The sequence below is a fragment of the Streptococcus sp. oral taxon 431 genome, assembly GCF_001553685.1.
Taxonomy (GTDB): Bacteria; Bacillota; Bacilli; order Lactobacillales; family Streptococcaceae; genus Streptococcus.
The window spans coordinates 614,203-628,085 of the sequence record NZ_CP014264.1 but is presented as its reverse complement, the minus strand read 5'-3'; the positions used below and the strand labels follow the sequence as shown (position 1 = coordinate 628,085).

Sequence of the window (13,883 nt, the reverse complement as noted above, 5' to 3'; positions counted from 1 at the left end):
TAGATTATTTTACTGTTGCAGTGCTTGTGATCAATTCAACAGCTTTTTTCACTGCGATATCGTGTTTCAACATTTCAGCTGAAAGCAAGCTTTGTACTTGCGCAACTTCCATGTTGTAGTCTGCAGCCAACTGCTCGATTTCTTTTTGGATTTCTTCTTCTGAAGCGTCAAATCCTTCAGCTTTCGCAACTGCTTCGATAACAAGGTTAGTCTTCGTACGTGACTCAGCTTCTGCTTCGTATTGTTTGTGAAGGTCTTCTTGAGTAGTTCCAGTGATTTGGAAGTACATGTCAGGGTTGATACCTTGACGTTGCAAGTTTCCAAGGAATTCATTTACTGAACGGTGAACTTCTTCGTGGATCATTTCTTCTGGAAGTTCTACGATTTCAGCATTTTCAACTGCTTTATCGATCGCTGCACCTTCAACTGCATCCTTGTATGCTTCTTCTTTAGCAGCAGCCAATTCGTTGCGGTATTTTTCTTTCAATTCACCAAGTGTTTCAACTTCTTCATCAATATCTTTTGCAAGCTCATCGTCAAGAGCTGGAACTTCTTTAGCTTTTACTTCATGGATAGTTGTCACGAATTTAGCTTCTTTACCAGCAAGGTCTTCTGCTTGATAATCTTCTGGGAATGTTACGATAACGTCTACAGTTTCACCAGCTGAGTGTCCAACCAATTGATCTTCGAAACCAGGGATAAATTGACCTGAACCAAGTCCAAGTGAGAAGTTTTCACCTTTTCCACCGTCAAATTCAACACCGTCGATAGAACCAACGAAGTCGATCACAACAGTGTCGCCGTTTTCAGCAGCACCTTCTTTGATCACCAATTCAGCCAAGTTGTTGCGTTCACGTTCGATACGCTCTTCAACGTCAGCATCTGTTACTTCTTTTTCTACATCAACTGATACTTCAAGGTTTTTGTAGTCACCCAATTTAACTTCTGGTTTTGTAACAACTTCAGCAGTGATAACCCAATCTTGACCTTTTTCCATTGAAGTTACATCAATTTTTGGTTGTGCAACTACTTCAAGACCAGCTTCTTTTACAGCTGCTTCATAAGCGTTTGGCAAAAGAGCGTTCATAACGTCTTGGTAAAGTGACTCTTCACCAAATTTTTGGTCGAAGATAGGACGTGGAAGATGACCTTTACGGAAACCAGGAACATTAAGAGATTTCTTTACTGAGTTAAATACACGATCCAATTCTGGTTTGATTTGGTCTTGAGAGATAGTGAAAGTCAAGACACCACGGTTTGTTTCTTTGTTTTCAAATGATACAGACATTCTGTCATTTCTCCTTAAAATTTTTTAAATACAGTCTATTATATCATATACTAGTAACTTTTTTCAAGTCAGAACCGAGTTTTCAGTACTGCTTGAGATACTTGCTAATTCTAAATCACTGTTTTATGGCTAAATGTATCCAATTTACCAAGAAAAAGTATTAAAAACTTATTTCAAAGAAAAAATTACCTTTGGAACAGAGAATTATGATTTCACTCCAAAAGATTCCTCTAGAAATCCTCATGCCCTACTAAGTGATGCTGAAAGGCATATACTGCTGCCTGGGTGCGGTCACTAACCTGAAGCTTTGCTAAAATATTGGATACGTGGGTCTTGACTGTCTTGAGAGAGATAAAAAGCTCATCAGCAATGCGCTGATTTTCATAGCCCTTAGCGATTAGTTGAAGGACATCTCGTTCACGAGCTGTCAGCTCTTCATGTAGTTCAATATGATTGCGGTTATATTCTACCTTCTTACTCACCTCTTGTTCAATGGCTAGCTCTCCAACCGCCACCTTACGAACAGCGTGTAACAATTCATCTGCACTGGACGTCTTGAGCATATAACCTCTAGCTCCAGCATTCAAGACCGGCATGATTTTTTCATTGTCTAGATAAGAAGTCACGATCAAAATTTTAGCCTCCGGCCATTCTTTGAGAATAGCTAGAGTTGCGTCAATCCCATTGACTTCAGGCATGACAATATCCATGACAATCACATCTGGACGAAGCTCCAAGGCCATGGAAATTCCTTCCGCACCATTGGTTGCTTCTCCTACAACCTCTACATCATCTTGTAATCCAAAAAAACTTTTTAAACCCAGACGCACCATTTGGTGGTCATCTACCAATAATAGTTTCATCTTACTTCCTCTTATCTATCCAAATCAAGCAAGGGAATGCGAATATCCACTGCCAAACCTTGCTTGGGAGCTGTTAATAATTGTATAGTCCCAGCCATATCTTCCACTCGTTCTTTGACATTGCGTAGACCATAGTTTAGTTCATCAACATCATCTAGCTGAAAACCACGACCATTGTCTACTACCTTCAACTGCAAACCTGTTTCCCTTTGATAAAGGTAAACATCTAGACATGAAGCTTGGGCATGACGAAGTGTATTACTAATCAATTCTTGTACAATCCGAAAAATATGTTCTTCAATCTTTTTAGGTAGTGCAGTTACCTGATATTTAAAGCTTACCTTCAATTCACTTTTTTCTTCTAACTCTTTGAGGAGTAGCTGAATACCCTCTACCAAGCTTTTTTGTTCCAGTTCAATTGGTCGTAAATGCAAAAGAAGAATGCGCAAGTCTCTTTGAGCTGTCTCTAAAATGGAAGTCACGCTTTGGAGTTGTGTTTGCATCTTCTCTCTGTCTAATTTGAAAGCTTGTTGACTGAGCCCTGATAAAATCATATGGGCAGCAAAAATTTCTTGGCTAACTGTATCATGCAAGTCACGCGCGATTCGCTTTCGCTCCTTTTCAACAATTTCTTCTTCTTTGACCAAGGCCTGATTGTCTGCTTTTTGAATAGCTTCTGTCAACAAACCGAGCTTTCCTGACAAATTTCTAAAACTTGCGTCTAGGTCAGCATCTCCCAGACTTTCAATATCTTTGCCAGCTAGTAGACGTTTGAGATTTGCTTGGATTCTTCTTCTTGAAATTTCGTCAACCATTTTCCAGAATAAGACTAATAAAAAAGCAAGGGCAAGACTAAACATCAAGCCTAAAAATACGACTTTTTCTGTCTTTTCTAAATCTTGGAAGAGAGAAGTCCACTCCAAATCCAAAATCTTAAAAATGTTTCGAAATAGAAAAGCAACAAAGAGAAATGAGGTAAGACCAATTAAAATATAAGGTTGTTTTTTCATCCTCTCACCACCTCAACATCTCCAACCATGGTTGTTAAAAGTACCTTAACACTCTTAGGACTCTTAAGATAATCTCTGGTTTCTTGATGAAATTGCTCATTACGTAAAGCACGTTTAGGATGGTCAAAAAAGGTTAAGTCTCCATACAGAGAATTGACACTAAGGCTGACTTCAACATCTACTGGTACAATAATTCTAGTCGTACCCACCAGTTTTCTCAAGATGATGACATTATCATGATTGCTCAAAATCACGTGCTCTAGATGAATGGTATCCTTCCCCATGAGACGAAAGAGGTTGATATCATCAAAGCGACAAGTCTGGTAGCTTGAGAAGTGGTGTAGATTCCCAAACCAGCGATTTTTCTCCCTCTTCACCGTCACTACTTCTTCAAAGAACAGATTGGTATCTTCTCTTTCCTGATTCATCATGGGATAAAGCAAGAAGAGACTATAAATCAAAGCCACAAAGATAGCTAAAATGACAAAGGGATTGAGCATGATGATAAAGAAAAATAGGATGCTCACTGCCACTAATATAAGGTTATTCCCCTGTCTTCCAGTATAGTATCGAATCAGCAGTAAAAATAAGAGCAAGATCAACAGAAAACGGGAAAAATGCTCTGATACCATCATAATCAGAGCTCCTGTTAATAAACAAGCTTCAATAAATAGAAAAATTTGAAATTTTCGCATGTATCCGTCCTCTCTATTTAATTGTATCACAAATCCCAAAAGTCACATCCGTCTGAGGAATGATAAAAAGATCGGGATAAAAATCCCGACCTCCTCACATTTGGTCTTTTGCTTCTTTTAATTTTCCATAAAGGAGATAGTCGACCTGCTGCAAATCCTCAATCCTTGCGCAATTAAGGGCACACATAATCAAGCGTAGGTCTTCCTTCCAGCTTTCAACAATGGAAATAACGACATCAACAGAGTAATTTTCAACCAGCTCTAACATAGTGCGTGATAGACCAACTGCCTTGGCTCCAAAGACCAGGCATTTGATGATGTCTAGTGGATTGCGCACTCCTCCACTTACCAAAAGCTCCATCTTATCTTTCCAGTCTTGGGCATTCAGAAGTGCTTGCATGGTCGATTGACCCCAATCATTGAGGTAGTCCCGTTGACCACTGCGACGGTTTTCGATATAGGCAAAGCTAGTCCCCCCACGACCAGACAAATCAACTGTTCTTATCCCTATCTCGTATGCTTTAGCAATGGTCCTAACATCCATGCCAAAGCCGACTTCTTTTAAAACAAGGGGAACCGTGATTTGATCAGCATAATCTTTCAGATTATGTTGCCACAATCTAAATTGACGTTCACCCTCTGGCATAAGCAATTCCTGAATGACATTAACATGAACTTGCAAGAGGAGAGGATTCATCTCCTTGACCGTTTGCAGACCTAGTTCAACAGGCTTGTCCAAGCCAATATTGGTTCCAAGAAGAAGATTAGGATGATTAGTTTTGACTGAAAAAGAGTCATCTGATGGATCCTTGAGTGCGGCACTGTAGGAACCTGTCACAAATAAAATCCCACAAGCCTCGGCTACCTGGGCCAATTTTTGATTGATTTCTCTCCCCTTGTCACTTCCACCTGTCATGGCATTGATATAAAAAGGAAAGTCCCACTTTCGACCTGCAAATTCTGTCGAAAGATCAATCTCATCTATGTCGTATAAGGGTAGCGAAGAATGAATCAATTCAACTTCATCAAAACTATTATAAGAACTTTTTTGTTCAAGGGCATAGCGGATGTGTTCATCCTTCCGATTTGTCGTCATGTCCTATCCTTTCTTGATACAAGAGCTCAATTCCTAGATCAGCCCAACGTTTTTTCAGTAATGTTGTCGAATCTTGGTCAAAACTAAGAGCAATCCCACAGTCTCCACCACCGGCACCACTACTCTTAGCAACAGCTTTCAAGTCTCTACTGGCAACTTTTAATTGTCTGAGCGAAGGTGTATAAATATCTGAACTCAAGCCTTCTAAGAGTTGGCTAGCTTGTTCTAGCAAGTCAATAACGATTTCTTCTTGACCTACCTGCAAAGCCTTTACCAAGTTAGCTACAATTTCTTTTGAAGCCTGCAAAAAGCTAGCGTTCATATTATTCTTGATTTGCTTGACCATGTGACTAGATACAGCCACTTCCTTAGTCCAACCAACCAGAAAATCAAATTTCAACGCTGGTTCAACACTCCTAATAGAAAAGCCCCAATCACGTTCTAATACAGGCTGCAAGTCTTCCTTTTCTAGCCAATCTGCCACTTTCTCACGATCAAATGACTGATAGAGGACTAGGTCTTCTGAGACGATACAGGCAATGTCCCCCATGGAGCCATTGTCCCCACGTTTAAGAAGTACTGCACTCGCTAATTTAAACAAGACTTCTCTTTCAGCTGGTCTTCCATAAAAAGCAAGCATGGCTTTGATGACCAAGACAACCACACTACCACTAGAACCCAGACCAAACTTCTTGCCCTCACGCTCCATTTTCCCACGAATCTCTAAAGAAAACGGCTGTAAGTCAACCCCTTGATCAGTCAGGTATTCCTCTACTATGGCAACTGTTTCTTGAATCAAGGCATAAGAAGAATCTGGTCGCATGTCTACACTATAGGTAAACATATCTGAGTAGAGTCTATAAACATCAGATGCATTAATTTCAGCAGTCATATAGATGGGAATGGCCTTCAGCAAGGCTAACTGTCCCGGCTCTAAAATAGCATATTCACCAGCCCAATAGAGCTTCCCACAAGTTTTAACAATCGTCATCTTGGCTCAAATCCTTTGTTTTTGAAACGATTAAGCGATAGCGTTGACCTAAAAGTTCTGATAAATGTTCCAAGTCCTCTTCCAAGCAAAGAACCTTGACATTAGGACCCGCATCCATGGTAAAGTAGCAAGCTTCTCCTTGTTCCCTAAGCTGACGGACGAAATCCATAGCCTCATAACTAGCATCTGTCAGATAAGAGAAAGGTGGATTTGCAGTCTTGGTCGTAGCATGCATAGCCAAGGCGTTCTTCTCTGTCAATTCTCCAACTTTCTTAAAGTCATTTTCCTTGAGGTAGACTAACATATCCTTGTAATCTTGTTCAGATTGACGAATCCACTCATCAAAAGTCGTAGAAGTTTCGACACAGAGCTTCATCCCATCTCGACTGGAAATTGGTTTTTTCTGGTCTTCCAAGACCAACATAATCATAGCTAGTTTCAAGTCAGTTTCGACAGGATAAATCTCTCCACTATCCTTGTCCCAGGCTGCCAAGGGGCCATAAAAACTACGAGATGAAGAACCCGATGCAAATTTAGCTTCCAAGGCCAATTCTCTGCGATTCAGCCCAAGTTGGAAATATGCGTTACAAGCTTTGACCAAGGCAGATAAACCACTGGAACTTGAAGAAAGTCCTGCTGCTGTTGGCATATTGTTCTTAGTATCGATACGAACAAACCCTGCTCCTTCAGGACGGTAGCGGTCAATGATTTTACTCATCTTAGCATGCTCAGTTTCGTTTTGCAACTGACCATTGATGTAAAAGGCATCCGCCTTTGCATCTGCTGGCAAAGGAGAAAGTGTCGTCTCCGTATACATATTTTCTAAAGTCAGAGAGATACTGCTAGTCGCAGGAACCATCTCTTTTTCTGCTTTCTTTCCCCAATATTTAATAATAGCAATATTGGCATAGGAACGTACTGTTACAGGCTTTCGATCCATGTCTGAACAGCTCCTTTCTCTTCTAATCTTTCAGCTAGTTCTTGTGCTTGGCTTACATTAGCAACCAGGGCGATAATACAGCCTCCTAGACCACCACCACTCATCTTGGCGCCTAGAGCTCCATGTGCAAGAGCAGATTCAACCAAGGTATCTGCCTCAGGGCTACTAACTCCAATTTCCTTTAGATTTCCATGTGCTTTGGTTAGAATCTCTCCCAGCTTCACGGCATCTTTTGTTTTTATTGCTTCTTCAGCTTGTTTGGTCAACTCTCCTAGCGCATGTAAGAAAGGTAAGGCATCCTTGCCCTTGCTCTCAACAACTTGGATAGCTTCACGAGTATGTCCATAGACTCCTGTATCTGCAATGACCAGATAAGCCGACAAGTCCATGGCTAGTTCTTCAAAACCAACATTCTTGATAAAACGAATAGGCTGGTCACTTAGACAAGTCTTGGCATCCAATCCGCTAGGATTCATATGGGCAATCATCTCCGCCCGATTGACTAAAATCTCTAAAACATCTCGCGGAAGTTCTGCTTGATAATAATCAAATACAGCGCGAATAGCCGCAATGCTAATGGCAGCCGAAGAACCCATTCCACGTTTTTCTGGAATAGCAGAGTCAATTTGGCAACGGATGTAAGCATCTTTGATATTCAGATACTCTAAGGAAGCATAAACTGCCATGGACAAGGTGTCCTCTGCAAACAGACGCCATGGTGTCGCTGCCGGTACAACCCGACAAGTCACCTCAACCTCTAAAAGAGGCAAAGAGATAGCTGGATAGCCGTAAACGACTGCATGCTCTCCTATTAAAATAATTTTACTATGTGCCTGACCGACACCAACTTCTTTTGTCATTTAATCCTTCTATCAGACGAATTTCGTCTTTTTCTAGATAAAATTTTAGAACTTTATTCCTTTCTATTTTATTATATTTTCACAAAAAAAGCGATTGTTTCCTTTCACAATCGCTTGTTTTCATTACTGGACCCACTCGCCATTATAGTTGACGTAGTAGCCATCTACTTTTGTATTTACAGCTAAGGCACCTGAACTATAGGCATAGTACCATTTACCATTAACTTGGAACCAGCCTGTCACCATAGCTCCTGACGAACGAAGATAATACCAAGTATTACCGACATAAATCCAGCCAGTTTTCATATCACCATTTTGAGCATCTAAATAATACCAAGTTGAACCATCTAGATACCAACCGGTCGCCATAGCACCTGATGAACGGAGATAGTACCACTTGTTACCAAGATACTGCCAACCTGTTTGCATTGCAGCAGTTGTTGGATCAAGATAGTACCAAGTTGAATTGTCGTTAATCCAACCAGCACGTCTTTCTCCACCAAGGTAGTCTTTTCCTGAAGAATCTGTTTTTGCTAGGTAATACCAGTTTGATTGATCATAAAGCCAACCTGTTTTTAATGAATGATCTTGGTCAAAGTAGTAGTTTGCTAATTTAAGAACTTCAGGACCCTCAAAGCCTTCACCATGTTTTTTACCAACATTTAACGAATCCTTAGCCTCTAATTGTTTCCAGCCAACAAACTCTTGTAGTACGCCATCTTTATCAAAATAGTACCACTTGTGTTGAAGACCGATTTCATTAACTGGTTGGTTATCTAATAAATCATCACGATAACCTGTTCCAGGAATTTCTATATATTGCCAGCCAACTACCATTTCTCCTTTATCACCAAAATAGTAAGTTTTACCGTCTATTTTATGCCAATAGATTGCTTTATGGTCATCTTTTATATAATATTTTCTATTGTCCTTATCGACAAACTGTCCACCTGTAGTGTCCGCAAATACTGTACTAGTTGCTAACAGACTAAAGAAGAAGACTGCTAGAGCGACTTGCATCATTTTTTTCAAAAATTTCATTCTTTTATCCTCCAAAATGATTATAGCAAATGTCTTTACTTTCGTCAATATATCAAATTTAAACCAACAAGAATCTATTCAAAGTTTACTTTGAACTTGAAGTTAAGACTGACCAATTTGTTTAAAAAATAAACTGATAGACAGCACAGCCAAGCCTCATGAAATTTTCGATAAAGATGTTCGTTTATTTAAAGATCAAAAAAAGCAGTTACACAACTGCAACTGCTTTCTATTCCTGCATGGTATAACCAACACCACGCACTGTTTTGATGTAGCTCTTTTGACCTTTGACATCAATCTTGCTCCGTAGATATCGGATATAGACATCTACGATATTGGTCTCTGTAGCACTTTCATACTTCCAGACGCTCTCTAGCAATTGTTCACGAGTTAAGACTTTCTTACTGCCCATGAGTGTAGCTAAGAGGTCATATTCACGACGAGTGAGAGCAATCATTTCATCGCCACGATAGACTGTATGGTGTTCAACATCCATACGCAGATTACGATAAGCTGTCGGAACTTTCATCTGACTACAGTGTTGGTCGATGAAATCTCGACCTCGGAAGATAGCTGAAATGCGACTGACCAAATCATCAATAATAATAGGTTTATATATGTATGAAACAGCGAAACGCTGGATTGTTTCAAGTTGGTCTTGCAATTCTTCTCGATGGTCCAAGACCATGATCACCGCAGCTGGCTTGGTTCGACTCAACTTATCTGCAAAATCCTGGGCTGTCATATCCCCTAGATGAGCATTCAGTAAAATCAAGTCATAGTCTGTCTGAAGAGCCATGGAGAGGGCTTTTTGTCCCTCTTCTACCTGATCAACTCGGTATTGCTCTTTTTGGAGTTCCAGACTTAAAAAATGAGCTAGATTTCTTTCTTTCTCAAGTAATAAAATCCGTTTCCCCATGGCTGACCTACTTATTTTTCGTCATACCAAGAGTAGTGGAAAGTTCCTTCTTTGTCTTTACGTTGGTAAGTGTGGGCACCAAAGTAGTCACGTTGTGCTTGGATCAAATTAGCTGGAAGATCAGCTGAACGGTAGCTATCAAAGTAAGTAATAGCTGCTGAGAATGTTGGTACTGGTACTCCAGCTTGAACAGCAAGAGCTACAATATCACGAACTGATTGTTGGTACTTAGCAGTTACGTCCAAGAAGTACTCATCCAAAAGAAGGTTAGCAAGATCTGCATCACGGTTGTAAGCATCTGTGATCTTTTGCAAGAAACGTGAACGGATGATACATCCATCACGCCAGATAGATGCGATGTCCGCAAATGGCAAGTTCCAGTTGTTTTCTTTAGAAGCTACACGCAATTGAGCAAAACCTTGTGCGTATGAGATGATTTTTGAGAAGTAAAGGGCTTGGCGGATTTTTTCAATCAACTCAGCCTTATCACCTTCAAATTTGAAAGCAGCTGGTTTTGGAAGCACCTTGCTAGCATGTACACGTTCTTCTTTGTAAGTAGAGATGTAACGCGCAAATACTGACTCAGTAATGAGTGACAATGGCACACCAAGGTCAAGCGCTGATTGGCTAGTCCATTTACCAGTTCCCTTGTTTCCTGCAGCATCCAAGATATAGTCTACGATTGGTCCGTCTTGACCTTCGTCATCTTTACGGCCCAAAATATCAGCTGTGATTTCAATCAAGTAGCTGTCCAATTCACCCTTGTTCCACTCAGTAAAGATTTCAGCCATGTCTTCTGCAGAGAGGCCAAGCAAGTGTTGCATAAGATCGTAGCTTTCTGCGATCAATTGCATGTCACCGTACTCGATCCCATTGTGGACCATTTTCACGTAGTGACCAGCTCCATCAGGACCGATGTAAGTTACACATGGTTTCCCATCTTCTGGAGCTTTTGCAGAGATTTCTTCAAGAACATCTGCTACCAAGTCATAAGCTTCTTTTTGTCCACCAGGCATGATAGATGGTCCTTCAAGGGCACCTTTTTCACCACCAGATACACCTGTACCGATAAAGTTGATACCTGAGTTCGCCAATTCTTCATTACGACGGATGGTATCTTTGTAGAAAGTATTCCCTCCATCGATCAATATATCACCTTTATCCAAGTGTGGAAGAAGGGCTTGTATGGTCGCATCTGTACCAGGTCCTGCTTGTACCATAAGCATGATACGACGTGGTTTTTCAATTGAGTTTACGAAGCTTTCGATATCATAGCTTGGCACGAAGTTTTTATCAGGGTGGCAAGCAATCACATCTTCAGTTTTTTCTTTACTACGGTTATAAATAGCAACTGTATAACCACGAGATTCAATATTAAGGGCAAGGTTACGACCCATTACGGCCATACCAACAACACCAAAGTTAGCTTTTGTCATGTGACACTCCTCTTGTTTAATATGTTTTATTTTATCATGTTTATCTGTGAAAAGAAAGAATTTTGTAACAATTTGACTAGTAGTCTAAATCATCCGCATGTCCAGAACCATTCCCTACAAAGTAACCTGTCTTACAATTAAGGGTAAAGAGATAGGTACCATCTGGTTTATAAAGGTTGTAATAACCATTGCCATTAACAATATTCACAGGTTCTAAAATGTATTGGTTACCCGTGATATAGCCACGCGCACGCGAAGTCTCAAGAATGCGTTCAAGGACACCATCTGCAAAAGTCCAAGCAGGATTACTACTATCACTTACAGCGGCTTGATTGTACGGTACTCGACTGACACTTCTTTGTAGGTTCACACCATTGCTTGCTAGTCCACTATTTAGGATATTATTTGCTGAGGCTGTTTCACCCGCTGAAGTTGATGCATTAGCAGAGCTGCTAGCATTGCTTTCAGTTGCTGAGCTTGACTCTGTTTGGCTTGATGAACTTGACTGACTACTGCTTGAGCTTGTAGAACTTGAAAGTTGACTCTTACCGAGACTAATAGCCTTATCTAGCAGTTTATCAATTTCAGTATTCCCAGTCTTGACTTCGGTAAATTTAGCATCTGCCTTTACTTTAGCATTTGTATCTAGAACACCATCTGTAATAGCTGGCGTTTCAAATTGAGCATTAACGTCTTGAACTGCCTTGATTTGTGTTTCAAGACTATCGTATTTTGATTTAGCAAGAGTATGCTCTCTAGCTCCCTCAAGTTTATCTAAAAGTTCTTTGAGTTGATTCAGTTGACTAAACTGACCATTTTTTAGGGCAGTTTTATTCTCATCAGTATAAAAAGTTTCATAGAGACTGTTAAATTGATCGAGAATTGCTTGATTACTTACCAAACCTGCATCAGATGACTGAGACTGAATTTCTTGTGAAGAACGAGTAATTTGACGATAAACGTAGTAGCTACCTCCAATAATCAAGACAATAATCGCTAAAATAGCTGACAAGATGACCCACAGTTTTTTGCGTCGTGGCTCATCCTCTTCTTGAAGAGAGCGAGCTAGAATTGGGGTTTCTTCTTGTGAAGTTTCCTCATTTTCTACCTGTTCAGGTTCAAATACTTCCTCTACAAGATTTTTGTCCATAACTAAAGTTTCTTCTAGTGGCGAAAGGAGAACTTCTTCAGTTGCTACTCCCTCTTCTTCAGCAAACTTTTCTGATTCAGAGATTTCTTCTACTGGTTCCACCTCTTCTTCAATCGTTTCTTTAGCATCTTGGATCAAATCATCTAGACTCTGAAGTTCATCTTTCTTCGCCTGAATGTTTGTAAATTTATCAGCTTCGATTTCTTCACGGTGTTGTTTAATGTATTTGTCCAAAATCGTATCATCAGGAGTTACTCCTGCTTCGATTTCTTCATTTTTTCGAATAACTTGTCCAACTGTTAGATCCTTAGCTTCCTCAAAGTCAAACTGAGGTTCTTGGGAGATTTTTTCCGGTTCTAACAATTCTTCTTTTTTATCCTTCTGATCCATGGCAGCTCCTTTCTAATCTGTCAAATTTCTTTTGACACGTTGACCAAAATATTGATACAAATCAACTTTCAAAGTACCATTATAGAGTTTTCGTTTTTTATCCGCCTGACTACCATACTTACTTTCAAAGGCTTCATCACTTGTCAGAATAAACTTACTCCAAGTCTTAAGAGGCTCAAAAACCTCACCCATTTCAGCATAAAGTTTAGTTACTCCTGCATCATCTGATAGACGTTCCCCATAAGGTGGGTTAGAAATAATAACTCCATTAATCTTATCCGTACGCAAATCCTGTACGCGCATCTGTTTAAAGAGAATATCTCCAGATACTCCTGCTGCCTGGGCATTGGCCTTGGCAATTTCTACCATACGACCATCGATATCACAACCCATAATATCCAGTTCAATCTCTCGATCTATCTGCTTACTTGCCTCAGTTCTGACTTCTTGAATCAAGCGGTCACTAACCCAGTTCCACTCTTCAAAGGCAAATGAACGACGCAAACCTGGTGCCATCTTGCGCGCAATCATAGCCGCCTCAATACAGAAGGTTCCCGAACCACAGGTTGGATCAATCAAAGGCTTATCAGGGTACCAGTTTGACAGTTGCAAAATCGCAGCTGCCATATTCTCCTTGATTGGAGCACCACCTTTTTCAGTACGATAACCACGTTTAAAGAGACTTGAACCAGTCGTATCAATCATAACAGTCGCTATATCTTTCAAAATGGAAACTTCAATCTTGAACTCTGGACCATTCTCCATCAGGGGAACACTTTCTGGTCGGGCATAGTGTTTTTGTAGTTTCTTAACAACTGCCTTCTTAGAAATCGCCTGCACACTTGGCTCATTGTGTAATTTTGACTTGACACACTTAGCCTTGGCAATTGGGAAACGGGCTCCAAGTGGGAGATAGTTCTCCCAATCTAGAGCAAAAACACCTTGGAAGAGTTCTTCAAATGTTTTTGCAGGAAAAGTTCCCACAACAATTTTGATTCTATCCGCAGCTCTTAGCCACAGGTTGGTTTGGATAATCGCTTTAACATCACCTTGAAAACGAACACGCCCATTTTCAACTTGACAATCATAACCCAAATCTCTCACTTCACGTCCAACTACAGCTTCCAAACCCGCAGCAGCAGTCGCAATTAAATTAAATGTTGTTTTCATTTCAGTCTTTTATAGACCTTTCTTTATTCACTTT

At 40.3% G+C, this 13,883-nt stretch carries 13 protein-coding genes; all 13 read right to left on the bottom strand.

The window, feature by feature from the left end:
* Positions 1-4: 4 nt before the first annotated feature.
* The 13 genes from tig to AXE83_RS02955 all read right to left on the bottom strand — a co-directional run bounded on the left by tig (position 5) and on the right by AXE83_RS02955 (position 13,849).
* A complete protein-coding gene (gene tig, locus AXE83_RS03015; RefSeq protein WP_060955375.1) occupies positions 5-1,288 on the bottom strand; it encodes a trigger factor in 1,284 nt (427 codons plus the stop codon).
* 230 nt (positions 1,289-1,518) lie between these two features.
* Positions 1,519-2,151, bottom strand: coding sequence for a response regulator (locus tag AXE83_RS03010; RefSeq protein ID WP_060955374.1), 633 nt, complete (start codon positions 2,149-2,151; stop codon positions 1,519-1,521).
* 11 nt (positions 2,152-2,162) lie between these two features.
* Entirely contained in the window at positions 2,163-3,161 is a 999-nt protein-coding gene (locus AXE83_RS03005; RefSeq protein WP_060955373.1) for a sensor histidine kinase, read from the bottom strand.
* Positions 3,158-3,856: a cell wall-active antibiotics response protein LiaF gene (liaF, locus tag AXE83_RS03000; protein ID WP_060955372.1), complete on the bottom strand. Its 699-nt coding sequence runs from the start codon at positions 3,854-3,856 to the stop codon at positions 3,158-3,160. The genes AXE83_RS03005 and liaF overlap by 4 nt, the downstream gene beginning before the upstream one ends.
* Positions 3,857-3,950: 94 nt before the next feature.
* The gene (gene fni / locus AXE83_RS02995; protein WP_060955371.1) at positions 3,951-4,952 is read right to left on the bottom strand and encodes a type 2 isopentenyl-diphosphate Delta-isomerase; all 1,002 of its coding nucleotides are present in this window, start codon (positions 4,950-4,952) and stop codon (positions 3,951-3,953) included.
* Positions 4,930-5,943, bottom strand: a complete 1,014-nt coding sequence (locus AXE83_RS02990; RefSeq protein ID WP_060955370.1) for a phosphomevalonate kinase — start codon at positions 5,941-5,943, stop codon at positions 4,930-4,932. Before AXE83_RS02990 ends, fni begins: the two co-directional genes overlap by 23 nt.
* Complete coding sequence (gene mvaD / locus AXE83_RS02985; RefSeq protein ID WP_060955369.1) at positions 5,930-6,883, bottom strand: diphosphomevalonate decarboxylase; 954 nt, start codon at positions 6,881-6,883, stop codon at positions 5,930-5,932. Before mvaD ends, AXE83_RS02990 begins: the two co-directional genes overlap by 14 nt.
* On the bottom strand, positions 6,865-7,743 hold the full coding sequence (gene mvk / locus AXE83_RS02980) for a mevalonate kinase (RefSeq protein ID WP_060955368.1): 879 nt from the start codon (positions 7,741-7,743) through the stop codon (positions 6,865-6,867). Before mvk ends, mvaD begins: the two co-directional genes overlap by 19 nt.
* Positions 7,744-7,866: 123 nt before the next feature.
* Entirely contained in the window at positions 7,867-8,784 is a 918-nt protein-coding gene (locus AXE83_RS02975) for an N-acetylmuramoyl-L-alanine amidase family protein (RefSeq protein WP_060955367.1), read from the bottom strand.
* A 229-nt stretch (positions 8,785-9,013) separates the two neighbouring features.
* Positions 9,014-9,703: a response regulator transcription factor gene (locus AXE83_RS02970; RefSeq protein WP_060955366.1), complete on the bottom strand. Its 690-nt coding sequence runs from the start codon at positions 9,701-9,703 to the stop codon at positions 9,014-9,016.
* An 11-nt stretch (positions 9,704-9,714) separates the two neighbouring features.
* The gene (gene gndA / locus AXE83_RS02965; protein WP_003017375.1) at positions 9,715-11,139 is read right to left on the bottom strand and encodes an NADP-dependent phosphogluconate dehydrogenase; all 1,425 of its coding nucleotides are present in this window, start codon (positions 11,137-11,139) and stop codon (positions 9,715-9,717) included.
* Positions 11,140-11,215: 76 nt separating this feature from the next.
* Entirely contained in the window at positions 11,216-12,679 is a 1,464-nt protein-coding gene (gene mapZ, locus AXE83_RS02960) for a cell division site-positioning protein MapZ (protein ID WP_060955365.1), read from the bottom strand.
* A gap of 12 nt (positions 12,680-12,691) precedes the next feature.
* A complete protein-coding gene (locus AXE83_RS02955; RefSeq protein WP_049527389.1) occupies positions 12,692-13,849 on the bottom strand; it encodes a THUMP domain-containing class I SAM-dependent RNA methyltransferase in 1,158 nt (385 codons plus the stop codon).
* Positions 13,850-13,883 lie beyond the last annotated feature (34 nt).

What these genes read in the sequence shown, in the direction of transcription:
- AXE83_RS02970 (WP_060955366.1), bottom strand. Translation starts at nt 9,703, where the DNA reads ATGGGGAAACGGATTTTATTACTTGAGAAAGAAAGAAATCTAGCTCAT.
- mapZ (WP_060955365.1), bottom strand. Translation starts at nt 12,679, where the DNA reads ATGGATCAGAAGGATAAAAAAGAAGAATTGTTAGAACCGGAAAAAATC.
- AXE83_RS02975 (WP_060955367.1), bottom strand. Translation starts at nt 8,784, where the DNA reads ATGAAATTTTTGAAAAAAATGATGCAAGTCGCTCTAGCAGTCTTCTTC.
- AXE83_RS03010 (WP_060955374.1), bottom strand. Translation starts at nt 2,151, where the DNA reads ATGAAACTATTATTGGTAGATGACCACCAAATGGTGCGTCTGGGTTTA.
- mvaD (WP_060955369.1), bottom strand. Translation starts at nt 6,883, where the DNA reads ATGGATCGAAAGCCTGTAACAGTACGTTCCTATGCCAATATTGCTATT.
- fni (WP_060955371.1), bottom strand. Translation starts at nt 4,952, where the DNA reads ATGACGACAAATCGGAAGGATGAACACATCCGCTATGCCCTTGAACAA.
- AXE83_RS03005 (WP_060955373.1), bottom strand. Translation starts at nt 3,161, where the DNA reads ATGAAAAAACAACCTTATATTTTAATTGGTCTTACCTCATTTCTCTTT.
- tig (WP_060955375.1), bottom strand. Translation starts at nt 1,288, where the DNA reads ATGTCTGTATCATTTGAAAACAAAGAAACAAACCGTGGTGTCTTGACT.
- AXE83_RS02990 (WP_060955370.1), bottom strand. Translation starts at nt 5,943, where the DNA reads ATGACGATTGTTAAAACTTGTGGGAAGCTCTATTGGGCTGGTGAATAT.
- gndA (WP_003017375.1), bottom strand. Translation starts at nt 11,139, where the DNA reads ATGACAAAAGCTAACTTTGGTGTTGTTGGTATGGCCGTAATGGGTCGT.
- mvk (WP_060955368.1), bottom strand. Translation starts at nt 7,743, where the DNA reads ATGACAAAAGAAGTTGGTGTCGGTCAGGCACATAGTAAAATTATTTTA.
- AXE83_RS02955 (WP_049527389.1), bottom strand. Translation starts at nt 13,849, where the DNA reads ATGAAAACAACATTTAATTTAATTGCGACTGCTGCTGCGGGTTTGGAA.
- liaF (WP_060955372.1), bottom strand. Translation starts at nt 3,856, where the DNA reads ATGCGAAAATTTCAAATTTTTCTATTTATTGAAGCTTGTTTATTAACA.